General features: G+C 70.6%; 18 protein-coding genes. 14 read left to right on the top strand and 4 right to left on the bottom strand.

Annotated elements, in window-relative coordinates; translation table 11 throughout:
* Positions 1-123 precede the first annotated feature (123 nt).
* The 5 genes from AMK10_RS14090 to AMK10_RS14110 all read left to right on the top strand — a co-directional run bounded on the left by AMK10_RS14090 (position 124) and on the right by AMK10_RS14110 (position 6825).
* Positions 124-888, top strand: coding sequence for an NUDIX hydrolase (locus AMK10_RS14090; protein ID WP_073748123.1), 765 nt, complete (start codon positions 124-126; stop codon positions 886-888).
* A 298-nt stretch (positions 889-1186) separates the two neighbouring features.
* Positions 1187-2947 carry an ABC transporter ATP-binding protein gene (locus tag AMK10_RS14095; RefSeq protein WP_073748124.1) on the top strand — a complete coding sequence of 587 codons (1761 nt, stop codon included), beginning with the start codon at positions 1187-1189 and terminating at the stop codon, positions 2945-2947.
* A 181-nt stretch (positions 2948-3128) separates the two neighbouring features.
* Positions 3129-3995: a FadR/GntR family transcriptional regulator gene (locus AMK10_RS14100; protein ID WP_274535348.1), complete on the top strand. Its 867-nt coding sequence runs from the start codon at positions 3129-3131 to the stop codon at positions 3993-3995.
* Positions 3996-4318: 323 nt separating this feature from the next.
* Complete coding sequence (locus tag AMK10_RS14105) at positions 4319-5866, top strand: RNA polymerase sigma factor (protein WP_073749257.1); 1548 nt, start codon at positions 4319-4321, stop codon at positions 5864-5866.
* A 128-nt stretch (positions 5867-5994) separates the two neighbouring features.
* Positions 5995-6825 carry a S1 family peptidase gene (locus AMK10_RS14110; RefSeq protein ID WP_073748126.1) on the top strand — a complete coding sequence of 277 codons (831 nt, stop codon included), beginning with the start codon at positions 5995-5997 and terminating at the stop codon, positions 6823-6825.
* A 106-nt stretch (positions 6826-6931) separates the two neighbouring features.
* Here the strand turns inward: AMK10_RS14110 and AMK10_RS14115 are convergent, their stop codons facing one another.
* Positions 6932-7162 (bottom strand): DUF7455 domain-containing protein, encoded by a 231-nt coding sequence (locus AMK10_RS14115; RefSeq protein WP_073748127.1) that lies wholly within the window; start codon positions 7160-7162, stop codon positions 6932-6934.
* A 432-nt stretch (positions 7163-7594) separates the two neighbouring features.
* On the opposite strand from AMK10_RS14115, the gene AMK10_RS14120 reads away from it, so the two are divergent.
* The 6 genes from AMK10_RS14120 (at position 7595) to AMK10_RS14145 (ending at position 14376) form a co-directional block, all read left to right on the top strand.
* On the top strand, positions 7595-9721 hold the full coding sequence (locus tag AMK10_RS14120) for a DNA gyrase/topoisomerase IV subunit B (protein ID WP_073748128.1): 2127 nt from the start codon (positions 7595-7597) through the stop codon (positions 9719-9721).
* Between the two features lie 121 nt (positions 9722-9842).
* Positions 9843-10382 carry a CcdC protein domain-containing protein gene (locus tag AMK10_RS14125; protein WP_073748129.1) on the top strand — a complete coding sequence of 180 codons (540 nt, stop codon included), beginning with the start codon at positions 9843-9845 and terminating at the stop codon, positions 10380-10382.
* Positions 10379-11542 carry a sensor histidine kinase gene (locus tag AMK10_RS14130; protein ID WP_073748130.1) on the top strand — a complete coding sequence of 388 codons (1164 nt, stop codon included), beginning with the start codon at positions 10379-10381 and terminating at the stop codon, positions 11540-11542. The genes AMK10_RS14125 and AMK10_RS14130 overlap by 4 nt, the downstream gene beginning before the upstream one ends.
* Positions 11539-12216 (top strand): response regulator, encoded by a 678-nt coding sequence (locus AMK10_RS14135; protein WP_073748131.1) that lies wholly within the window; start codon positions 11539-11541, stop codon positions 12214-12216. The genes AMK10_RS14130 and AMK10_RS14135 overlap by 4 nt, the downstream gene beginning before the upstream one ends.
* 97 nt (positions 12217-12313) lie before the next feature.
* The gene (locus tag AMK10_RS14140) at positions 12314-12787 is read left to right on the top strand and encodes a DUF485 domain-containing protein (protein WP_073748132.1); all 474 of its coding nucleotides are present in this window, start codon (positions 12314-12316) and stop codon (positions 12785-12787) included.
* Positions 12784-14376 (top strand): solute symporter family protein, encoded by a 1593-nt coding sequence (locus tag AMK10_RS14145; protein WP_073748133.1) that lies wholly within the window; start codon positions 12784-12786, stop codon positions 14374-14376. The genes AMK10_RS14140 and AMK10_RS14145 overlap by 4 nt, the downstream gene beginning before the upstream one ends.
* A 134-nt stretch (positions 14377-14510) precedes the next feature.
* Here AMK10_RS14145 and AMK10_RS14150 read toward each other — a convergent pair whose 3' ends face one another.
* Both AMK10_RS14150 and AMK10_RS14155 read right to left on the bottom strand, forming a co-directional pair.
* On the bottom strand, positions 14511-15188 hold the full coding sequence (locus AMK10_RS14150) for a DUF7342 family protein (RefSeq protein WP_073748134.1): 678 nt from the start codon (positions 15186-15188) through the stop codon (positions 14511-14513).
* Positions 15185-16996 carry an ATP-binding protein gene (locus AMK10_RS14155; RefSeq protein WP_079180689.1) on the bottom strand — a complete coding sequence of 604 codons (1812 nt, stop codon included), beginning with the start codon at positions 16994-16996 and terminating at the stop codon, positions 15185-15187. The genes AMK10_RS14150 and AMK10_RS14155 overlap by 4 nt, the downstream gene beginning before the upstream one ends.
* Positions 16997-17240: 244 nt before the next feature.
* On the opposite strand from AMK10_RS14155, the gene AMK10_RS14160 reads away from it, so the two are divergent.
* The gene (locus AMK10_RS14160; protein ID WP_073748135.1) at positions 17241-18248 is read left to right on the top strand and encodes a LacI family DNA-binding transcriptional regulator; all 1008 of its coding nucleotides are present in this window, start codon (positions 17241-17243) and stop codon (positions 18246-18248) included.
* A 34-nt stretch (positions 18249-18282) separates the two neighbouring features.
* Here the strand turns inward: AMK10_RS14160 and AMK10_RS14165 are convergent, their stop codons facing one another.
* Positions 18283-19599, bottom strand: coding sequence for a citrate/2-methylcitrate synthase (locus AMK10_RS14165; protein WP_073748136.1), 1317 nt, complete (start codon positions 19597-19599; stop codon positions 18283-18285).
* 142 nt (positions 19600-19741) lie between these two features.
* Here AMK10_RS14165 and AMK10_RS14170 point away from each other — a divergent pair, with 142 nt between their 5' ends.
* Together AMK10_RS14170 and AMK10_RS14175 are read left to right on the top strand one after the other, a co-directional pair.
* Entirely contained in the window at positions 19742-20941 is a 1200-nt protein-coding gene (locus tag AMK10_RS14170) for a citrate synthase/methylcitrate synthase (protein WP_073749258.1), read from the top strand.
* A 21-nt stretch (positions 20942-20962) separates the two neighbouring features.
* Entirely contained in the window at positions 20963-22027 is a 1065-nt protein-coding gene (locus tag AMK10_RS14175; RefSeq protein WP_073748137.1) for a CobW family GTP-binding protein, read from the top strand.
* Positions 22028-22037 lie beyond the last annotated feature (10 nt).

Here is a 22037-nt window from a genome sequence, read left to right on the forward strand (position 1 = left end):
CGCCCCTGGGGCGACCGGGCCAGGGAGGAGGGGGACCGCAGCCGTGCGCGGAACAGGTGCCGCGCACGGAACCAACATCGCGAAGGGAGTGTTTATCGTCAGGAAGACGACTATGATTTCGGCATGCCGCCCTACGACCCGTCGACTTTCCCGCCCTTCGCCGTCACCGTCGACCTGGTCGTCCTCACGGTGCGCCGCCACGCGCTCTGCGCCCTGGTGGTGCGCCGTGGCGAATCACCGTTCCAGGGCAGGTGGGCACTGCCCGGCGGATTCGTCCGCGCCGACGAGGACCTGAGTGCGGCGGCAGCGCGTGAACTGGTCGAGGAGACGGGGCTCTGCGCTCACGACCCGGCCACGCCCGCCGTGGGCAACGGCGCACACCTCGAACAGCTGGCCACCTACGGCGACCCCGCGCGCGACCCCCGGATGAGGGTCGTCAGCGTCGCCCATCTCGCACTCGCGCCCGACCTCCCGGCTCCGCGTGCGGGTGGCGACGCGAACAGTGCCCGCTGGGCGCCGGTGGAGGACCTGCTCGGGGCGGGAGGGGGCTTCGGCCGGGACGGTGAGCAGTCCGCGTCACTGGCCTTCGACCACGCGAGGATCCTCGACGACGGCGTGGAGCGCGCCCGCTCGAAGATTGAGTACTCCTCGCTGGCCACGGCCTTCTGCCCGCCGGAGTTCACCGTCGGCGAGCTGCGGCGGGTGTACGAGGCGGTGTGGGGCGTGGTCCTGGACCCCAGGAACTTCCATCGCAAGGTCACGGGCACACCCGGCTTCCTGGTTCCGTCCGGAGGGACGACCACCCGGCAGGGCGGCCGTCCCGCGCAGCTCTTCCGGGCGGGTGCGGCCACCGTGCTCAACCCTCCGATGCTCAGGCCGGAAGTCTGACGGAGCCCGTAGCCCGGAGGTCGCGAGGCCCGGCGGACCCCGGAAGCCTGGAAGGCGCGAAGTGCCACGGAGCAGGAAGCCAGGAGCCCGGCGGAGTCCGAAGTCCAGCCGGCCGGAGTCGGGCAGGAGCCTCAGGGGCCTGCCGGAGCCCGGGCCCGGTGACCGACGGCAGCGTCCGCCGCTCGAACCCGCGGAACGCCCCAAGCGCAGTGGTGCGCCAAAAGTCCGAAATGTCGCGTTATCTTGCTGGGGTACTCCACCCTGCCGCCGAGCGGTCTCACCCTCCGCGAGAGAAGCGATGCTCCAGGCCATCGGACTCACCAGTGCACCCCGCCGCGACGGCACGCCCGTTGTGGACGACCTGACCTTCGAAGCCCCGCCCGGCAGCGTCACCGCGCTGCTCGGCGCTCCTGGCTCCGGCAAGACCACTGCCCTCCGTCTGATGCTCGAACTCGAAGCCGGCAGGGGCGTCACCTACTTCAGAGGCCGCCAGCTGCACCGCATCGGCCACCCCGCGCGCGAGGTCGGGGTGCTGCTCGGTGACGTACCGGGCCATCCCGCACGCACCGCCCGGGGGCAGCTCCGCATGCTCTGCGCAGCCGCGGGGGTCCCCGCGTCGCGAGCGGACGAACTGCTCGAAGTCGTCGGGCTCGCGGGGCTGGGGGACCAGCGCATCGGAACGCTCTCGGCGGGCATGGACCGACGGCTCGGCCTGGCCTCGGCGCTGCTCGGCGATCCGCACACGCTCGTTCTCGACGAACCCGCCGACGGCCTGTCGCCGAGGGAGAGGAACTGGCTCCACGGGCTGCTCCGCGCACACGCCTCCGAGGGCGGCACGGTCCTGCACACGACCAGCGACCCCAAGGAGGCGGCCAGAGCGGCCGACCGTGTGGTCACCATCGAGGACGGGCGCCTCGTCGCCGACCAGGGCGTCGCCGACTTCTCCCGTACGCGTCTGCGCCCCCGGGTCGCTGTACGGACCCCGCACGCCGCGCGTCTGGCAGCCGTGGTCAGCCGGGAGGCACGTGCCGCGCGGCGCTCGGTCGAAGTCGTCGCCGAGGGCGGCAGCAGGCTGTCCGTGTACGGCAGCAGTTGCGCGGAGGTCGGAGACACGGCGTACCGGCACGGTGTACCCCTGCACCAACTCGCCGACGAGATCGGGGACGCGGGCCCGGTCGCCCCTCCCGCCCAGGGCTCGGCGGGCGGTCCCGCGAGGACGGTTCTGCCCGGGCCTGCCTCGGCCGTGGCGATCTCGGAGCTCCCCCCTCCGATCCCCGTACGCCCCGCCCGTGGCCCGCTCCGGCCCCTCCGGTACGAACTGCGCCGCCTCTTCGGTGTGAGGACAACCGTCATGATCATGGCGGCCGTTCTGCTCGTATCGGCGGGCGTCTCCGTGCTGCTGGCCCGCTCGGGCGGAACGCCGTTGCCCGATCTCCTGGTCGCCTGGCCGGACGTGCTGCCCCTCCCGCCGGCGGCGTTCGCCGCCGGGCTGCTGGGCGCCCTCTCCTTCGGGGACGAGTTCCGCTACCCGGCGCTCGCCGCAGGACGTGGGACGGTTCCGCGCCGACTCGGTCTCCTGCTGGCCAAGCTGACGGTGTCCGCGGGCGTCGCGCTGCTGCTCGCCCTGCTCTGCGTACTGGCTGACGCCGAAGCACTGCGTCTCGTGTACGGCGGGGACTTGGTGACCGTCCCGGCGAACGCGGTTCGGCTGGGCGTGAGTTGGGCGGGTCTCGTGGTCGGCTGCGCCTGGGCGGGGCTGTTGGCAGCAGGTGTCTTCCGGCTCGCCGTCGCCGGGGTCGCGGCGGTGCTCGCGGTCCCTGTGCTTGTCGTACCCCTGATCCAGAAGCTCCTCGCGGGTCCGTCCGCCCGTTCGATCATCGGACTGCCGGGCAGGCTCCGCGAACTCGCCTGGCTGCAGTGGCCGTACGAGACGGACCGGTGGGCCATGGCCGCCGTGCGGGTCGTGACACAGCCCGTGGGGCTGGCGTTGGCCCTCTCCCTGTCGGCTCTGATCTGCGCATATGCGTTCACCAGCCTTCGAGGGAGGGCTCGTTGGTGAAGGAGGGGTGCAAGGGTGGCGGGCGCCCATGCGCAACTCCATTGAAAACGTACGTTTTCTACCGATAAAGCGTCAATTGAGAGGCGGGTGCCGATCACCCTTTCGTGTGCTTTTCAGCAAAGACCTCAAGGGGTGGCTGAGCCGCGCCGACAAAGACTCCGTGAGTACCCTTGCGCACACCATGATGACCGCCGCCCGCTCCGCCGACTCCGGCCTCGCCGGCCCGGGCGAACTCGACCGTTACCCCTACACGGAGTCGCCGCCCGGCGAGCGCGCCGCTCTTCGTTCCTGGGGCGGTGCCGAATCCGACCTGGGGCGGGCGAGCCGGCGCGGCACGGCCAGCCGAGGCCGTGGACTTCACGGCCAACTGGTCCAGCAGCTCGGCCAGATGATCGTTTCCGGTGACCTCGGTGCCGACCGTCCCCTCGTTCCTGAGGAGATCGGCCAGCGATTCGAGGTCTCCCGCACCGTCGTGAGGGAGTCCCTGCGCGTTCTCGAGGCCAAGGGTCTGGTCAGCGCCCGGCCCAATGTGGGCACCCGGGTCCGGCCGGTGAGCGACTGGAATCTGCTGGACCCCGACATCATCGAATGGCGTGCTTTCGGCCCGCAGAGGGATGACCAGCGCCGTGAACTGGACGAGCTCCGGTGGACCATCGAGCCGCTGGCCGCGCGGCTGGCGGCCGGGCACGGCCGCGAGGACATCCAGCAGCGCCTCGGCGACATGATCGAGATCATGGGACACGCGATGGGGCAGGGGGACGCCATCACGTTCTCCCGGGCCGACGCGGAGTTCCACTTGCTGCTGATCCAGGCGGCCGGCAATCGCATGCTCGAACACCTTTCCGGGATCGTGTCTGCGGCGCTCCATGTCTCCGGTGGTCCCGTCACGGGCTGCGACCGGCCTGCCGAGGCATCGCTCGGCCACCATGCGCGGATCGTCGAGGCCCTCGCGTCGGGTGACGCCGCCGGTGCCGAGGCCGCCATGCGGCAGCTGCTGCTCGGCCACCTGGATGGCGAGCGGGTGGTTCCCGCGCCCCGGGAGCACTGAGCATCGCCAGACCGGGGTATGCGGACCGTATGCCGCCGGGCCTCCCGGTTCGGCGGCATAGTTATACGGAGATATGACCTCTGGGTCGGTTTGTCGCGAATGAGGTGTGACTGGGGCCACGCGAATTGGGCGTAACACTCCTCGGAACAGTGCGATGACCTAAGAGGTGACCGCCGCGGAAGGAATACAGCAGCCATGTAGTGCGCTGTGCAGTTCTGAGGCCAAGCCCGCGCCGTCGGCGACATCCCCAGCCGCCGGTCGTCGGTTCCAGCCCTCTCCAGGGCCGGGCCGGAAGCCGTTTCCATCGTTCCGAGAGGTTGTTCGTGTCGGCCAGCACATCCCGTACGCTCCCGCCGGAGATCGCCGAGTCCGAGTCTGTGATGGCGCTCATCGAGCGGGGAAAGGCTGATGGGCAGATCGCCGGCGATGACGTGCGTCGGGCCTTCGAGGCTGACCAGATTCCGCCAACCCAGTGGAAGAATGTTCTGCGCAGCCTCAACCAGATCCTCGAGGAAGAGGGTGTGACGCTGATGGTCAGTGCCGCGGAGTCGCCTAAGCGCGCCCGCAAGAGCGTCGCAGCGAAGAGCCCGGTCAAGCGCACCGCCACCAAGACTGTCGCGGCCAAGACGGCCGTGACCCGGACCGTCGCGGCCTCTGCCGCCCCGGCGGCAGCAAGCGCGGATGTGGCGGCCGACGACGCCGCCGTCGCCGCTCCTGCGAAGAAGGCAGCAGCCAAGAAGACGGTTGCCAAGAAGACCGCCGTGAAGAAGACGGCGGCCAAGAAGGCGACGGCGAAGAAGTCCGGCAAGCAGGACGACGAACTGCTCGACGGTGACGAGGCTGTCGAGGAAGTCAAGGCAGGCAAGGGCGAGGAAGAGGAGGGCGAGGGCGAGAACAAGGGCTTCGTCCTCTCCGACGACGACGAGGATGACGCTCCTGCGCAGCAGGTCGCCGTCGCCGGCGCCACCGCCGACCCGGTCAAGGACTACCTCAAGCAGATCGGCAAGGTCCCGCTCCTCAACGCCGAGCAGGAGGTCGAGCTCGCCAAGCGCATCGAGGCAGGCCTCTTCGCCGAGGACAAACTCGCCAACGCCGACAAGCTCGCACCGAAGCTCAAGCGCGAGCTCGAGATCATCGCCGAGGACGGCCGCCGGGCCAAGAACCACCTGCTGGAGGCCAACCTCCGTCTCGTGGTCTCGCTGGCCAAGCGCTACACCGGCCGCGGCATGCTCTTCCTGGACCTCATTCAGGAGGGCAACCTCGGTCTGATCCGCGCGGTGGAGAAGTTCGACTACACCAAGGGCTACAAGTTCTCCACGTACGCCACCTGGTGGATCCGTCAGGCCATCACCCGAGCGATGGCCGACCAGGCCCGCACCATCCGTATCCCGGTGCACATGGTCGAGGTCATCAACAAGCTCGCGCGCGTCCAGCGCCAGATGCTCCAGGACCTGGGCCGTGAGCCCACCCCGGAGGAGCTGGCCAAGGAGCTCGACATGACCCCTGAGAAGGTCATCGAGGTCCAGAAGTACGGCCGCGAGCCGATCTCCCTCCACACCCCGCTGGGTGAGGACGGGGACAGCGAGTTCGGAGACCTGATCGAGGACTCCGAGGCCGTCGTGCCGGCCGACGCGGTGAGCTTCACGCTGCTCCAGGAGCAGCTGCACTCCGTGCTCGACACCCTGTCCGAGCGTGAGGCGGGCGTGGTCTCGATGCGCTTCGGTCTCACCGACGGACAGCCGAAGACGCTGGACGAGATCGGCAAGGTCTACGGCGTGACGCGTGAGCGCATCCGTCAGATCGAGTCGAAGACGATGTCCAAGCTGCGCCACCCGTCGCGTTCGCAGGTGCTGCGCGACTACCTCGACTAGATCGAGGACTGACATGGGCCGGGCCCGGAACCTATTCAGGTTCCGGGCCCGGCCCATGTCCGCATGCGGCCCGGAGCGGGGCGGATGACGCTGAGTGGGCATTGTTCACCTCGGCGTCAGGAGTCTCCATGCCCCGCGTTCCCGTCCGTGCCCTTCCCGCCGCCTTCGCCCTGGCGGCGGCTGCTGCCGTGATACCGATCGGCTCCCCGTCCTCCGCCGCGGCGGACAGCATCATCGTCGGCGGGAAGCCCGCGTCCGTCGCCGACAGCCCGTGGGCCGTGGCCCTGTCCAGTCGTGACCGATTCGGAGGAATCCGCGCCGGTCAGTTCTGCGGGGGAGTGGCGATCACGCCCACCAAGGTGCTGACGGCCGCGCACTGCCTGAGGGAGGACGTCCTGGGCAGTGGTGTCTCGGAGGTCCGCGATCTGCGGATCATCGCGGGACGGGACGAGCTGAGCGGTCCCGGGGGCCAGGAGATCGCCGTGCGCTCGGCGTGGGTCAATCCGGGTTATGACCCGCACACCAACGCCGCCGACCTCGCCGTGCTCACCCTGGCCGGTCCGCTGCCCGCGGGCAGCACCATTCCGATGGCCGGAGCGGGGAGCGCGGCGTACGAGCCGGGTACCGCCGCGAAGGTGTACGGATGGGGGGACACGACGGGCTACGGCGCCTACGCGTCGGGGCTGCGTGCGGCCGACGTCCGCGTACTGCCCGACAGCGACTGCGCGCGGGCCTACCCCGGCGGCTCACAGGGCGCGTACGAGGCGTCTTCGATGCTCTGTGCCGGTGACACGGCCGGGGGGCGTGACGCGTGCCAGGGGGACAGCGGAGGCCCGCTGGTGGCCCGTGGGCGCCTCGTGGGGCTTGTCTCGTGGGGCAGCGGCTGCGGGAGCCCGGGCAGTCCCGGGGTGTACACGCGCGTCTCCGCCGCGATCCGGTGGATGGCAGACCGGAACTGACCGCGGGACGGTCAAGGGTATGAGAACGGGCGGCTTTCCCCATGGGGGGAGGCCGCCCGTCGGCCGGTCCGGGACCGAACCCTTGGCTCGTCGTGGATGCGAGGTGTCAGTGTTCCTCGTCGGCGGCACTGGCCTGCACGGCAGTGAGCCGATCCGTCTCATCCTGTATTTCCGCGGCGATCTTCTTGAGTTCCGGCTCGAACTTGCGTCCGTGGTGGGCACAGAAGAGCAGTTCACCGCCACTGATGAGGACGACGCGCAGATAGGCCTGGGCGCCGCAACGGTCACAGCGGTCTGCTGCGGTCAGCGGGCTCGCGGGGGTCAGAACAGTAGTCACGTCGCCTCTTCTCTAGCTCGACGAGCTGTCGTACCAGGGTCAACATCCAACCAGGCCGAAAACGTTCCCGCTCGTGGCATTTCTTCGAAACTTCTTCTCAGGATGGCTGTCTGTTGCCGGTTGGCGGCGAATGTGCCGTATTGCGTAGCGCTACGGTTTCGCGTTGCTTGTGTGGGCCGGTCCGCCGGCTGGCTTGCCGGTTGTTCTTGAGGACGTGCCCGGAGCCTAAATGGTTCATGCCTCGAAGGGAACGTGATGTGCACGTCACTCCAACGAATGATCGAACGTGTATGCGACGCTGCACTAGCATGAGGATTCCCCCTGGGTGGCGTTACAACCGCTCTACCAGGCCTCGGTAGGCTCTCAGCGGCTACCGAGGCCGAGCCCGATACCCACTGGGCCCCAAATGAAATTCAGCGAGGAGCGAACCGCGTGACCGCCGATTCCGTGCCGTCCACTGCGCTGCTGACCGGAGCAGGCGGCGCAGACAGGGACAGCTCCAACTACACCGCGCGGCACCTTCTCGTCCTCGAGGGGCTCGAAGCGGTCCGTAAGCGCCCCGGGATGTACATCGGGTCCACGGACAGCCGCGGCCTGATGCACTGCCTCTGGGAGATCATCGACAACTCGGTCGACGAGGCTCTCGGCGGCTACTGCGACACCATCGAGGTCATCCTCCACGACGACAGTTCCGTCGAGGTCCGTGACAACGGCCGTGGCATCCCGGTCGACGTGGAGCCCAAGACGGGGCTCTCCGGCATCGAGGTCGTCATGACCAAGCTGCACGCCGGCGGCAAGTTCGGCGGCGGGTCCTACGCCGCGTCGGGCGGCCTCCACGGTGTGGGCGCCTCCGTCGTGAACGCGCTCTCGGCCAGGCTGGACGTGGAGGTCGACCGCAACAGCGCGACCCACTCCATCAGTTTCCGGCGCGGTGTCCCGGGCATGTTCACCGAACAGGGTCCGGACAGCCCGTTCGACCCCGCCAACGGCCTCCGCAAGGGCAAGCGGGTACCGAAGACGCGTACCGGCACCCGGGTGAGGTACTGGGCGGACCGGCAGATCTTCCTCAAGGACGCCAAGCTCAGCCTGGAGACGCTGTACCAGCGGGCGCGCCAGACCGCCTTCCTGGTGCCCGGCCTCACCATCGTCGTGCGCGACGAGCGGGGCGTCGACGGCGAGGGGAAGACGGAAGAGACGTTCCGCTTCGACGGCGGGATCAGCGAGTTCTGCGAGTACCTCGCCCAGGACAAGGCCGTCTGCGACGTCCAGCGGCTGAGCGGGACGGGAACCTTCAAGGAGACCGTGCCCGTCCTCGACGACCGCGGCCACATGACCGCGACCGAAGTCACCCGGGAGCTGGGCGTCGACATCGCCCTGCGCTGGGGCACCGGCTACGACACCAACGTCAAGTCCTTCGTCAACATCATCGCCACCCCCAAGGGCGGCACCCATGTGACCGGCTTCGAGCGCTCCCTCACGAGGACGGTGAACGAGGTCCTGCGCTCGGCGAAACTGCTGCGGGTCGCCGAGGACGACATCGTCAAGGACGACGCCCTGGAGGGTCTCACCGCGGTGGTCACCGTGCGCCTCGCGGAGCCGCAGTTCGAAGGGCAGACCAAGGAGGTGCTCGGCACCTCGGCGGCCAACCGGATCGTGGCCAACGTGGTCGCCAAGGAGCTCAAGGCGTTCCTGACCTCCACGAAGCGTGACGCGAAAGCCCAGGCCAGGGCGGTGCTCGACAAGGCCGTGGCGGCGGCGCGCACCCGCATCGCGGCCCGCCAGCACAAGGACGCGCAGCGCCGCAAGACGGCTCTCGAGTCCTCCTCGCTGCCCGCGAAGCTCGCGGACTGCCGGAGCGACGACGTGGAGCGCAGCGAGCTCTTCATCGTGGAGGGCGACTCGGCGCTCGGCACGGCGAAGCTGGCCCGCAACAGTGAGTTCCAGGCGCTGCTGCCCATCCGGGGCAAGATCCTCAACGTCCAGAAGTCGTCCGTCTCGGACATGCTCAAGAACGCCGAGTGCGGCGCCATCATCCAGGTCATAGGAGCGGGCTCCGGGCGCACCTTCGACATCGACGCGGCGCGCTACGGCAAGGTCATCATGATGACGGACGCCGATGTCGACGGCTCGCACATCCGTACCCTGTTGCTGACGCTCTTCCAGCGCTACATGCGGCCGATGGTCGAGGCGGGGCGGGTCTTCGCGGCCGTGCCCCCGCTGCACCGGATCGAGCTCGTCCAGCCCAAGAAGGGCCAGGACAAGTACATCTACACCTACTCGGACAACGAGCTCCGGTCGACCCTGCTGGAGCTGCAGCGCAAGAACGTCCGCTTCAAGGACTCGATCCAGCGTTACAAGGGCCTCGGCGAGATGGACGCCGACCAGCTGGCGGAGACCACCATGGACCCGCGCCACCGCACCCTGCGGCGGATCAACATCGGCGACCTGGAATCCTCCGAGCAGATCTTCGACCTGCTGATGGGCAACGAGGTCGCCCCCCGCAAGGAGTTCATCACCAGCTCGGCCGCCACGCTGGACCGCTCGCGTATCGACGTCTGACGGTCTCCACCCGTGGGTGGAGGCCCGTTCTCCACCCACGGTCAACCCCTGAGCCGATCCCCTGGTCACCCGGCCTCCGTAGCGTCGAGGACATCGAATTCCTCACGCCTCGGAGGCTGTCATGTCAGAGCTCGTGAATGTTCTGGCGATCGTCGCGGTTGTCGCGCTCGTCGTCGTGCGTCAGTTCTCCGCCCAGCGGATCGGCGACCAGAAGCGCTGGTGGCTGCTGCCCGCGATCCTGCTGTACGTGGCCCTGCGGAACGATGGAGCCCTCGACCCGCACCATGAGGCGCTGTCCGCCCTGATGCTCGCGGCCGGCGTCGTCGTGGGACTTGTGACGGGGGCGGGATGGGGCTGGACCTCCCGCCTGTGGCAGGAGCCCGACGCGTCCGTCTGGAGCCGGGGCACCAGGGCCACCGCCTTCGTCTGGGCGGGAGGAGTGGCCCTGCGGGTCCTGCTGGCCGGGGTCGCCCTCCTGCTGGGCATACACCAGGGGCCTGCGGCCCTGCTCGTGTCGCTCGCGGCGATGCTGCTCGCCCGCAGCGGTGTGCTGGTCCTGCGGGCCCGCGGGCTGCGTGAAGAGCGTGGAGTCACTGCGGGTGCGCCGTCGGCCGACATACCGTGGGCTGCCGCAGGGACCTTGGGGAAGGGCCGCGTGTGAACCGGAGTACGTGGACGAGCTGGCCGTCCAGGGAGGCTCTGACCAGAGCACCCCAGGGCAGGACCCGGGCCGTGATCGGCCGGTTCGTATGGAGCGCCGTGCTCGTCGGCCTCCTCTGGAACGCCTTCGCGGACGACCGGTACGCGCTCTGGCAGATCGCGGTCGCCCTGGCGGTGACTGTGGGCTGCGGGTTCGCGGTCAGAGCCTTCTTCCGCACGACCCGGGAGCACCTCCTGTGGCCGTCCCTGGGACTACTGGTGCTGCTGATGACGGTGGCTTTCCTGGCCAGGGAAGCGGGCGCCGGAGCGCTCGCGGTCACGTTGTGGTGCGGGTGCGCCGTGATCGCTCTGGAGCGGCTCCCCCTCTCGGCCGCGGTACCGGTCACCGCGGCCGCGCTCATCACCTACGCCGTCGTCAAGGGCGACGGCTGGATGACCACGGTGATCACCACGGGAAGCCTGTGTCTGGGCGGGTACGTGCTGCGGCTTGATGCCGAGGCCCGGGGGAGCGGTCAGAGGCTCCTGGCCCAGGAGCGGGCCGCCAGGGAGGCAGAAGCCGGGACGGCGGCGCTGGCGGAGCGGTCCAGGATCGCCCGTGAGATCCATGATGTGCTCGCCCACAGCCTCTCCGCCCAGCTGGTGCACCTGGAGGCCGCCCGGATGCTGATCGAGCGGGAGCCGGCGGGGGAGTTCCGTGACCAGGTGCTGGAGAGAGTGGTCGCGGCGCGCTCCATGGCCCGTGAGGGCCTCGCCGAGACGCGGCAGGCGCTCTCCGCGCTGCGGGGGGAGCTGACCCCCGTGGAGGACTTCCTGCGGCAGCTGGTGGCCGGTGAGCCGGCCGAGGTGTCCGTGGCGGGGGAGCCGAGGCCGCTGAGCGCCGAAGCGTCACAGGCGGTGCGCAGGGTGGCGCAGGAGGCACTGACCAACGCCAGGAAACACGCGCCGGGCGCGGCCGTCTTCGTCCGGCTGGCCTACGAACCGGACCTCGTGGCTCTGGAGGTACGGGATTCAGGTGGTCGCCGTCCGGCGGGTGAGCTCGCTGTCAGTGGCTCCGGTTACGGTCTTCTGGGGATGCGGGAGCGTGCCGAGCTGCTCGGCGGGTCGCTGGACGCGGGGCCGGAGGAGGAGGGGTTCGTGGTGAGTCTGCGGGTTCCTGCGTGAATGCGCGGGTGGTGGTCGCCGACGACCAGGCGGTGGTGCGTGAGGGCATCGTGATGCTGCTGGGTCTGTTGCCCGGCATCGAGGTGGTGGGAGCGGCCAGGGACGGGGACGAGGCCGTGGCGCTCGTTGCCGAGACGTCGCCCGATGTGGTCCTGATGGACCTGCGGATGCCCCGCTGCGACGGGGTCGAGGCAACGCGCCGCATCCGCAAGGAGTACCCGGCCACACAGGTGGTCGTCCTCACCACGTTCGCGGACGACGATTCGCTCTTCACCGCCCTGCAGGCGGGTGCGCGGGGCTATCTCACCAAGGACGCCAGGGGCGAGGAGATCGCGCAGGCCGTCGCGGCCGTCATGTCCGGGGAGGCGGGGCTCTCGCCGAAGGTGCAGCGCCGGCTGCTGGAGCGGGTCACGGCGCAGCCCGCCATGACCGGAGCCCCGGTTCCCGCCGAGCTGCCCGACGGGCTCACCCCGAGGGAGGCCGAGGTGCTCGTCCTCATCGCGGAGGGGATGTCCAACGCGGAGATCGCACGCACTCTGCACATCTCCAGGGCCACGGTGAAGACGCACATCAACAACCTCTTCGCCAAGACGGGCGCGCGCGACAGGACAGGGGCCGTGCGTTACGCGTACGGCCGGGGGCTCGCGCAGCCTCCCGGCACTTCCGTCACCTGAAATGGTGAAGCACGGCGAATGATGTGCCCGGGATCTTCCCGATCTGCCCATTCTTGACTACGCGGCCGAAAAAGGCTCGTGGACAAGGGAGTTGTCGGTGGAGAAGGAAGCAGGGCCGGACGCCGCAGGGATGCGGCTCGACGACCCGTGGTACGAGGCGCCGGTCATCGGGTGGGGCGACCCGGACGGTGCGGGAGGCGCCGCGGCCGACGGGCCATCCCGGCCGGGGGCGCAGCCCGGCCACAGCGCGGCCGAGATCTATCTGGAGGTGCAGAGCAGCCCGGTGTTCCGCGAAGTGAGGCGCCGCTACAGGCGGTTCGTGGTCCCGGCGACCGTCGCCTTCCTCCTCTGGTACCTGGCCTATGTCGTCGCGGCCACCACGGCACACGACCTGATGGCGCGTCCCGTCGTGGGTGCGCTCAATGTGGCCATGGTGGCGGGGCTCGGACAGTTCCTCACCACCTTCCTGCTCACCTGGGCGTACGTCCGCCACGCGCGACTGCACCGGGACCGGGCGGCGCTGGAACTGCGCTGGGAGACCCAGGAGATGACAAGAGGGATCGGCCGGTGAGGGAGGAGCACCAGACGCTGGCACTGCTGCTGTTCAGCGCCTTCATCGCAGTAACGCTCGGAATCACCACCTGGGTGAGCCGCAACAGGCACGGGTCCGCGGAGGAGTTCTACGCGGGCGGCCGGCTGTTCTCGCCCATGGAAAATGGATTCGCCATCGCCGGTGACTACATGTCTGCGGCGTCCTTCCTGGGGATCTCGGGCCTGATCGCCCTCTTCGGCTACGACGGCATGCTCTACTCGGTCGGATTCCTCGTGGCCTGGCTCGTGGTCCTGCTTCTCGTCGCCGAACTCGTGCGCAACTGCGGGCGGTTCACCCTTGCCGACGTGGTGGCCGCACGCATGGCCGAGCGCCCGGTGCGAACCGCGCTGGGGGCGTCGTCCGTCACGGTCTCGGTGCTCTATCTGGTGGCCCAGATGGTGGGTGCGGGCAGCCTCGTGGCCCTGCTGCTCGGCGGCACCAGCGACACCGCCAGGTCGTGGACCGTGGTCGGGGTCGGAGCGCTCATGGTGATCTATGTGTCCCTCGGAGGCATGCGGGCCACGACCTGGATCCAGATCGTCAAGGCCGTGCTGCTGATGGCCGGCGCCGTGACGCTCACCGTGCTCGTTCTCGTACGGTTCCACGGCGACTTCAACGCCCTGCTCAGCTCCGCCGCCGAACGCAGCGGTCACGGCCGTGACTTCCTCTCGCCCGGACTCAGGTACGGCGAGACCTGGACCGCGCGCTTCGACTTCATCAGTCTCGGCCTCGCGCTCGTCCTCGGTACGGCGGGGCTGCCGCACATCCTGTCGCGCTTCTACACGGTGCCCACCGCCCGCGCGGCCCGCCGCTCCGTCGTCTGGTCCATCGGGCTGATCGGCAGCTTCTACCTGATGACGATCGTCCTCGGCTTCGGTGCGGCCGCACTGGTGGGCTCCGCGGAGGTCCGGGCATCCAACGCCTCGGGGAACACGGCCGTTCCACTCCTGGCGCTCGTCCTCGGCGGGGGAGAGGGCTCCACGGGCGGCACACTGCTGTTCGCCGTAGTGGCCGCCATCGCCTTCGCGACGATCCTTGCCGTCGTCGCCGGGATCACCCTCGCCTCCTCCGCCTCCGTCGCCCATGACCTCTACGCCTCGCTCCGGCGCCCCGGCGCCAAGCAGCGGAGTGAGGTCGCCGTCGCGCGCGTGGCCGCGGCGGCCGTCGGCGTGGTGGCCATCGCGCTCGGCCTCCTCGCCCAGAATCTGAACGTGGCGTTCCTGGTGGGGCTGGCCTTTGCGGTCGCGGCCTCCGCCAATCTCCCGGCGCTGCTCTTCTCACTGTTCTGGCGCGACTTCACCACCCGGGGAGCGGTCTGGGCCGTCTACGGCGGACTGGTTCCGGCTGTCCTGCTCGTCCTGCTCTCGCCGGTCGTCTCGGGGGCTCCCGCCTCGCTCTTCCCCGGAGTGGACTTCGCGCTCTTCCCGCTGGAGAACCCGGGGCTGGTCTCGATCCCGGCCGGGTTCCTCGCCGGCTGGATCGGCACGATCACCTCCTCGGAGCCGCCCGACACGGCGAAGCACGCGGAGACCGAGGTCCGCTCCCTCACCGGAGCGGGGGCGGCCTGAGGGTTGTCCCGTCATCCCTGGCAGGCGCACGGCTGTAACGCGGCGAGGCGCGGTGCCAGGGCGCGCGGGCCCGACATGAGCCCGGGCCGGTCCCAACCTGAAGAGAGCCTGCACCGGCACCGGCACCGGCGGCTTCAGGAGCCCGTGGCCCAGGCGTACCGGTGCTCCGGCCGCCCCGTCTCGCCGTATCTGAGGGAGAGCCGCACCCTGCCCGTGCGCTCCAGCAGCTTCAGATAGCGCTGCGCCGTCTGCCGGCTCATTCCGGCGCTCTCCGCGACCTCCTGCGCGGAGAGCGGCCCGTCGGCCGCACGCAGGGCCTGGCGGACCAGCTCCGCGGTCGTCGGCGAGTGCCCCTTGGGGAGGTCGGACCCGCCCGTGGCCCACAGACCACCGAACAGCCGGTCCACCTCTGTCTGCTCGGCCTCGCCTCCGCCCTCGAAGGTGTGGCGCAGCGCCGCGTACGCCTCCAGCTTGGTGCGGAGTCCGGCGTAGGCGAACGGCTTCACCAGGTACTGGAGGGCCCCGTGACGCATCGCCGCCTGGACGGTCGCGACGTCGCGGGCCGCCGTCACCATGATCACGTCGGTGTGGTGGCCGAGTTTGCGCAGCTCCCGCACCACGGCCAGGCCGTTCCGGTCGGGCAGGTAGTGATCGAGCAGGATCAGATCGATGGGCAGATCGCTGATCCTCGCAAGGGCTTCGGAAGCGGAGTGGGCCATGGCGGCCACCCGGAAGCCGGGCACCTTGGAGGTGTAGGCCGCGTTGATCCGCGCCACCCGGACGTCGTCGTCCACGACGAGGACCTCGATCACTGGGCGTCTCCTGTGTTCGCCGGCCGTACGGGTCCCGGGGGGCCGCCCTGGGGTCCCGGGGGGCCGCCCTGGGAGGGAACGCACGGCGTCTCCGGTCCGCCCTGCGTCTTCGTCCCGCTCGGCGTCCCGGGCCCGCCCGGTGTCTCCAGTCCGTCGGGAGCCTCGGGGGCCTGGGGGACACCCGGGGCATCCGGTTCGCTCAGTGCGTCGGGAAGGACGACCGTGAACACCGCCCCGCCCTCGGGGGTGTCCGACACCGACACGCTGCCGCCCTGCCGCTCCGCGAACCGCCGCACCAGCGGCAGTCCCAGGCCGCGTTTTCCGTGGGCCGGGAGCTCCTTGGTGGACCAGCCCTCCATGAAGATGGATTCGTGGTGGCCCGCCGGTACGCCGGGACCGCTGTCACGCACCCGGAGCACCACGGTACGGCCTTCGGCCCGCAGCTCGACCTCGATCCTGGCCCCGGCCGGTCCCGCCGCCGCGTCCATCGCGTTGTCGACCAGATTGCCGAGGACCGTGACCAGCCCGCGCGGGTCCACCAGGCGGTCCGGAAGGAGCGTCTCCGGTGCCATGCGCAGCGCGACACCCCGCTCCGCGGCCACGGTCGCCTTGCCGACCAGGAGCGAGGCCAGCAGGGGGTCGTGGACCTTCTCGGTGACCTGCTCGGCGGTCGCCCGGTGGACACCCACGACCTCAGTGACGAACTCCACGGCGTCCTCGTGCATCTCCAGCTCCAGCAGCCCCAGCAGGGTGTGCAACCGGTTCGCGTGCTCGTGGTCCTGGGCGCGGAGCGCGTCGATCAGGCCGCGGGTGGAGTCGAGTTCGCGGCCGAGGTGCTCGAGCTCCGTACGGTCGCGCAACGTGGCCACGGCTCCGCCGTCGTCGGTCGGCATCCGGTTGGCGAGCAGCACCCGGCTGCCCCGGACCGTCACCAGGTCGTCCCCGACCACCCGCCCGGCCAGCACATCGGCGGTCCTGCCCTCGCCCAGGGCCTCGTCGAGCCGCTGGCCCGCGGCGTCGGGACCGAGGCCGAGCAGTCGCTGGGCCTCGTCGTTGAGGAGCCTGATGCGCCCCGCGCGGTCCAGTGCGACGACCCCCTCGCGGATGCTGTGGAGCATGGCCTCGCGTTCGGTCAGCAGCGCGGAGATGTCGGAGAACGCCAGGTCATGGGTCTGCCGCTGGAGACGGCGTGAGATCAGATAGGCGGCGAGGGCGCCCACGGCCAGTGCCCCGCCCGCGTAGGCCAGCAGCCCCGGGATCGCGGCGAGCAGCCGGGCACGGACGCTGTCGTACGCGATGCCGACCGACACGGCGCCGACGATCCGTTCCTCGCCGTCGCGCAGAGGCACCTTGCCACGGGCGGAACGTCCGAGGGTGCCGCTGTCGATCTCCATCACGGACCTGCCGGCGAGCGCGGTGCTCGGGTCGGTCGAGACGACGTCGCCGATGCGGGAGGCGTCCGTGTGGGACCAGCGCACCCCGCGGCGGTCCATGACCACGACGTACTCGGCGCCGGTGGACCGCCTGATCCGCTCCGCCGCGGTCTGTACGGCACCGCCGGGGCGCGGCTCCGTGGTGAGCAGCGAGTCCGCGATCTGCGGCTGCGCCGCCGTGCTCTGCGCGATCGCCAGGGCGCGGCGCATCGCCTGGTCGTCGAGCTGGGCGCTCAGCGGTGCCAGGAAGAGGCCGGTGACGAGCACCGTGACGCCGGTGACGATGGCCAGCTGCATCAGCAGGACCTGTGAGAAGACCCGCTTCGGCCAGCCGAACCTGCGCGGTCTCCGCGGGGTGGTCGGTGGGGCGCTCATCGTACGAAGGTAGAGGGCGAAGCGTGCGTTCCGAAATCTCCGCCCCCGGCACGCGGCCCGTTGATCTCCGGTCGCGCCGCCCACGGGCGGCTGCGCGCCGGCCGCCCCCCGCCGCCTCCGCGCAACAAACAACCAGGACGTGCCCCTCCCGGTCCCTTGCCTCCTGGCGCTCCGTCTGTGAGCGTTCTACGGGTATCCCCCATTAGCGCAATCTTCTTGCTTTTCTTGCGCTAATCTTGCGCTCATGACGCGACGACTTGCTCAGGTTGCCCAGAAAGTTGGAGTCAGCGAGGCCACGGTCAGCCGCGTGCTGAACGGTAAGCCAGGTGTCTCCGACGCCACACGGCAAGCCGTCCTCTCGGCTCTCGACGTGCTGGGATACGAGCGCCCGACGCAGTTGCGCGGCGAGCGCGCCCGGCTGGTCGGAATGGTCCTGCCCGAGCTGCAGAACCCGATCTTCCCCGCCTTCGCCGAAGTGGTCGGCGGCGCCCTCGCCCAGCAGGGGCTGACCCCGGTCCTCTGCACGCAGACCAAGGGCGGCGTCTCCGAGGCGGACTACGTCGAGCTCCTCCTCCAGCAGCAGGTCTCCGGCGTCGTGTTCGCCGGTGGGCTCTACGCCCAGGCCGACGCCCCCCACGACCACTACAAGGTGCTCGCCGACCGCAAGATCCCGGTCGTCCTGATCAACGCGGCCATCGCCCACCTCGGCTTCCCCGCCGTCTCGTGCGACGACTCGGTGGCCGTCGAGCAGGCTTGGCGCCATCTCGTCTCCCTCGGCCACGAGAAGATCGGATTCGTCCTCGGTCCGGCCGACCACGTGCCCTCGCAGCGCAAGCTGACCGCCGTCCGGGCACTCGCCGCCCAGACCGGTGCCGGCGTGCCGGACGAGTGGGTGGCGAGGGCGATGTTCTCGCTGGAGGGCGGCCAGGCCGCCGCCACACGCCTGCTCGACCACGGGGTCACCGGCATCATCTGCGCCAGTGACCCGCTGGCCCTGGGTGCGGTGCGCGCCGCGCGGCGCCGGGGGCTCTCCGTCCCCGGGGACGTCTCCGTCGTCGGGTACGACGACTCGGCGTTCATGAACTGCACCGAGCCGCCCCTGACCACGGTGCGCCAGCCCATCGAGGCCATGGGCAGGGCCGCGGTCGAACTCCTCTCGGTGCAGATCGGCGGGCGCAAGGTGCCGTCCGACGAGCTCCTCTTCGAACCCGAACTGGTCGTACGCGGATCGACCGCCCGGCCTCCCCGGTGAGAGGCGCTACCACGGGGATCCTCCGAGGTTGCCGCTACTGTGCGGAGCCGGGCTCCCGCGCCGGTGCCGCCCCCGGCGTGGGCAGCGGCTGAGGCGGGCGGGGGCCGTCGTACTGCCCGCTGGGCCGCATCCGCAGCGGCCGCTCCGCGTACTCCTCCATCGCGTGGGCGATCCAGCCGGCGGTGCGGGACACAGCGAAGATCGTCTCGCCCGCCTCCGCCGGCATCCCCTCGGACACCGAGAGGACGGCCAGGGCCAGATCGACATTGGCGTGCAGAGGCGTGTGGCGGGCGGTGGTGGCGATGACGTCACGCGCCGCCGACAGCGCGGCTGCGGCCTGCGGCACCTCCTCCAGCAGGGCGAACAGCACGCCCGCCCTCGGGTCCTCGCCCGTGTAGAGGCGGTGTCCCAGCCCGGGCACCCGGCGGCCCGCGCGCAGATGGTCGGCGACGACAGGGGCGGCGCCGCCCCTGTCCACGACCTCGGTCAGCATGCGGTGCGCCAGCCCGCTCGCGGCTCCGTGCAGCGGCCCCTCCAGCACGCCGAGCCCCGCCGAGACCACCGCGTACGGATGCGCGTGGGTCGACGCGGCGACGCGTGCGGCCAGGGTCGAAGCCGCCAGATCGTGATCGGCCAGCAGCGCCAGAGCGGTGTCCAGCACGGCCAGTGACGCCGGGTCGGCGGAGCGCGCGGAAAGCTTCGGCCACAGCCGGGCGGCGAGCGAGCCGCCCTCCACGTCCGTGGCCCCGGCCGCCGGGAGCGCACCCACCAGGGTGGGGATCAGGCTGCGCGCGCTGTTGAGCACCCCCTGCGCCGAGAGGTCGAACCGCAGCGGATCGGCGACCGCGGCCGCGGCGACAGCCGCCCGGAGCCGGTCCGTCGAGCTGCTGTGCCGGGGCAGCGCGGCAGCGGTCCTGCGCGCCGCCTCCAGGGATTCGGGTGACGCGTCGAAGCGGACGCCCGGCCGGAGTTCGCCGGTCCAGATCCACTCGGCGACCTCCTCGAAGCCGTAGCGGCGGGCCAGCTCGGTCGCGTCGACGCCCCGGAAGTAGTAGCGGTCCGGCTCGATGAGGGTGAGTCCCGTACGGAAGACGAGCCCGCCCGTGGCCGCCGGCGGGGGCTCCCTGCGCCCGGTGCGGCGGGCCAGGCCCTCGACCTCCGCGGCGTCGAACGTGCTGCCCCGCCCGCCCGGGGTGCGCCTGCTGGTGAGCTGCCCCCTGCTCACATACGCGTACACGGTCTCGGGTTTCACACCGAGCAGTTCGGCCGCCTCCCGTGTGGAGAGCCGGCGTGGCTCGTCCGGCGCCCGCTCGTCTCCCGTACCGGCCGTGTGCACCGACTCATGCGTCATGGGCCCCACCGTATCCATGTTCCGTCCATGTGGGTCCTCCTTGGTCCTGGCATTACGTTGATTCAATCAATATTGACACCCATATCATCAATGATGGACAGTCGAATCAATGTTCATCTCGGCGATGGAAGAGGAACCCGCCATGCCTGCCTCGCGCACCCCGGCCGACTCGCACGCGCAAGCCGGATCACGTACGGAAACCGTCCCGCTCGACGTCCCCCGAGGACTCGCCGGTGTGATCGTCACGGACACCACCCTCGGTGACGTGCGCGGGCGTGAGGGCTTCTACCACTACCGGCAGTACTCGGCGATCGAGCTGGCACAGAGCCGCAGCTTCGAGGACGTCTGGTACCTGATGTTCCACGGCGAGCTCCCCGGCCGGGAGGCGAGCGCCGCCTTCGCCGCACGTACCGCCGGGCTGCGCCGGCTCCCCGCCGAGGTGCGGGAAGCGCTCCCCGCCATCGCCCGCGCCGGGGTGGTCTCCGGCCCGCTCCCCGGGCTGCGCACCGCGCTCTCCCTGCTCGGGGCCTCGGCGGGACTCCGGCCGGTGTACGACATCGGCGCCGACCGCCGGCGCGAGGACGCACTCGCCCTGTGCGCGGCCGTCCCCACCGTCCTGACCTCCCTGTACCGCCTGGGCCAGGGCCTCGAACCGGTCGAGCCGCGCGACGACCTCCCGTTCGCCGCGAACTACCTCCACATGCTCACCGGCGAGGTCCCCGACGCGGCGCGGACGGCTGCCGTCGAGCGGTACCTGATCTCCACCGTCGACCACGGCTTCAACGCCTCCACGTTCACCGCCCGTGTGATCGCCTCCACCGGTGCCGACGTCGCCGCCTGCCTCGGCGGAGCCGTCGGCGCGCTCTCCGGACCGCTGCACGGCGGCGCGCCGAGCCGGGCGCTGGACACCCTGGACGCGATCGGCACCCCGGACCGCATCGACGGCTGGATCCGGGAACGGGTCCTCGCCGGGGACCGGATCATGGGGTTCGGACACCCCGTCTACCGCACCGAGGACCCGCGCTCACGCATGCTGCGCTCGGTGGCGCAGGGCTTCGGCGGCCCCCTCGTCGACTTCGCCGTCGAGGTGGAACGGCAGGTGGAAGCGATCCTCGCCGAGCTCAAGCCCGGCCGCGAACTGCACACCAACGTGGAGTTCTACGCCGGGGTCGTCATGGAACTCTGCGGCCTGCCGCGCGAGATGTTCACCCCCACCTTCTGCGCCGCGCGGATGGTCGGCTGGAGCGCCAATATCCTGGAGCAGGCGGAGGACTCGAAGATCATCCGTCCGGCGGCCCGCTATGTCGGGACGCCGCCCCCGCAGCCCGTGCCCGCACTCTGACCGACCCCGAGGAAGGCCCCGTTGACCCCGCCCCACGCCCCGCAGATCCCGGTCGTCGTCCTGGCGGGCTTCCTCGGATCAGGCAAGACGACCCTGCTCAACCATCTGCTCCGTAACAGGGCGGGCAACCGGATCGGCGTGATCGTCAACGACTTCGGTTCCATCGAGATCGACGCCATGACCGTCGCGGGCCAGGTCGGCTCCACGGTCTCCCTGGGCAACGGCTGCCTGTGCTGCGCCGTCGACGCGAGCGAACTCGACACCTATCTGGAGACGCTGACCCGGCCCTCCGCCCGGCTCGACGTGATCGTCATCGAGGCGAGCGGTCTCGCCGAGCCGCAGGAACTCGTGCGGATGCTGCTGGCCAGCGACAATCCCCACATCAGGTACGGGGGACTGGTCGAGGTCGTCGACGCGGCCGAGTTCCCGGCCACCCGGGAGCGCCACCCCGAGATCGACCGGCATCTCGCGGTCGCCGACCTGATCGTCCTGAACAAGACCGACCGGGTGGCGGAGGCGGACCTGCGGGGCGTGCGGGAGGCCGTCGCCGACGCCGGCGGCCGGGCGGCCGTCATCACCGCCGTGTACGGGCGGATCGACCCGGAGCTGCTCTTCGACCCCGTCCTGCGGCCCGACGAGGACGACCTCGACCGGCAGCTGTCCTTCGAGGACCTGCTTCCCGAGGAGGACCGGACGCACGAAGCCCATCTCCACACGGCGTACGAGAGCGTCTCCTTCACCGCCCACGTGCCGCTCAGCCCCCGCCGCTTCATGGACTTCCTCGACTCCAGGCCCGCGGGCCTCTACCGGATCAAGGGGTTCGCCGACTTCGGGGAGGGCGACCGGGGCAACCGCTACGCCCTGCACGCCGTCGGCAGGTTCCTGCGGTTCGTCCCGCAGCCCTGGTCCAGGGGTGAGGAGCGGCTGACCCGGCTCGTGCTGATCGGCTCCGGCATCGACGCCGACGCGCTCCTCGAGGAGCTCGAAGACTGCCGGGACGCGCAGCAGGACGCCACCGACGAGCTGGAGCGCAGCATGTGGGGCGTCCTGCGGTACGTGCGGCAGCCGGACGACGACGAGGACTGAGGCCCCGCGC

The organism is Streptomyces sp. CB02058, assembly GCF_001905505.1.
In the GTDB taxonomy this organism is placed as follows: Bacteria; Actinomycetota; Actinomycetes; order Streptomycetales; family Streptomycetaceae; genus Streptomyces.

Excerpts from the sequence above, each read along its gene's own strand:
- AMK10_RS14090 (WP_073748123.1), top strand. The coding sequence starts at position 124 with ATGCCGCCCTACGACCCGTCGACTTTCCCGCCCTTCGCCGTCACCGTC.
- AMK10_RS14095 (WP_073748124.1), top strand. The coding sequence starts at position 1,187 with ATGCTCCAGGCCATCGGACTCACCAGTGCACCCCGCCGCGACGGCACG.
- AMK10_RS14100 (WP_274535348.1), top strand. The coding sequence starts at position 3,129 with ATGATGACCGCCGCCCGCTCCGCCGACTCCGGCCTCGCCGGCCCGGGC.
- AMK10_RS14110 (WP_073748126.1), top strand. The coding sequence starts at position 5,995 with ATGCCCCGCGTTCCCGTCCGTGCCCTTCCCGCCGCCTTCGCCCTGGCG.
- AMK10_RS14125 (WP_073748129.1), top strand. The coding sequence starts at position 9,843 with ATGTCAGAGCTCGTGAATGTTCTGGCGATCGTCGCGGTTGTCGCGCTC.
- AMK10_RS14155 (WP_079180689.1), bottom strand. The coding sequence starts at position 16,996 with ATGAGCGCCCCACCGACCACCCCGCGGAGACCGCGCAGGTTCGGCTGG.
- AMK10_RS14160 (WP_073748135.1), top strand. The coding sequence starts at position 17,241 with ATGACGCGACGACTTGCTCAGGTTGCCCAGAAAGTTGGAGTCAGCGAG.
- AMK10_RS14165 (WP_073748136.1), bottom strand. The coding sequence starts at position 19,599 with ATGACGCATGAGTCGGTGCACACGGCCGGTACGGGAGACGAGCGGGCG.
- AMK10_RS14170 (WP_073749258.1), top strand. The coding sequence starts at position 19,742 with ATGCCTGCCTCGCGCACCCCGGCCGACTCGCACGCGCAAGCCGGATCA.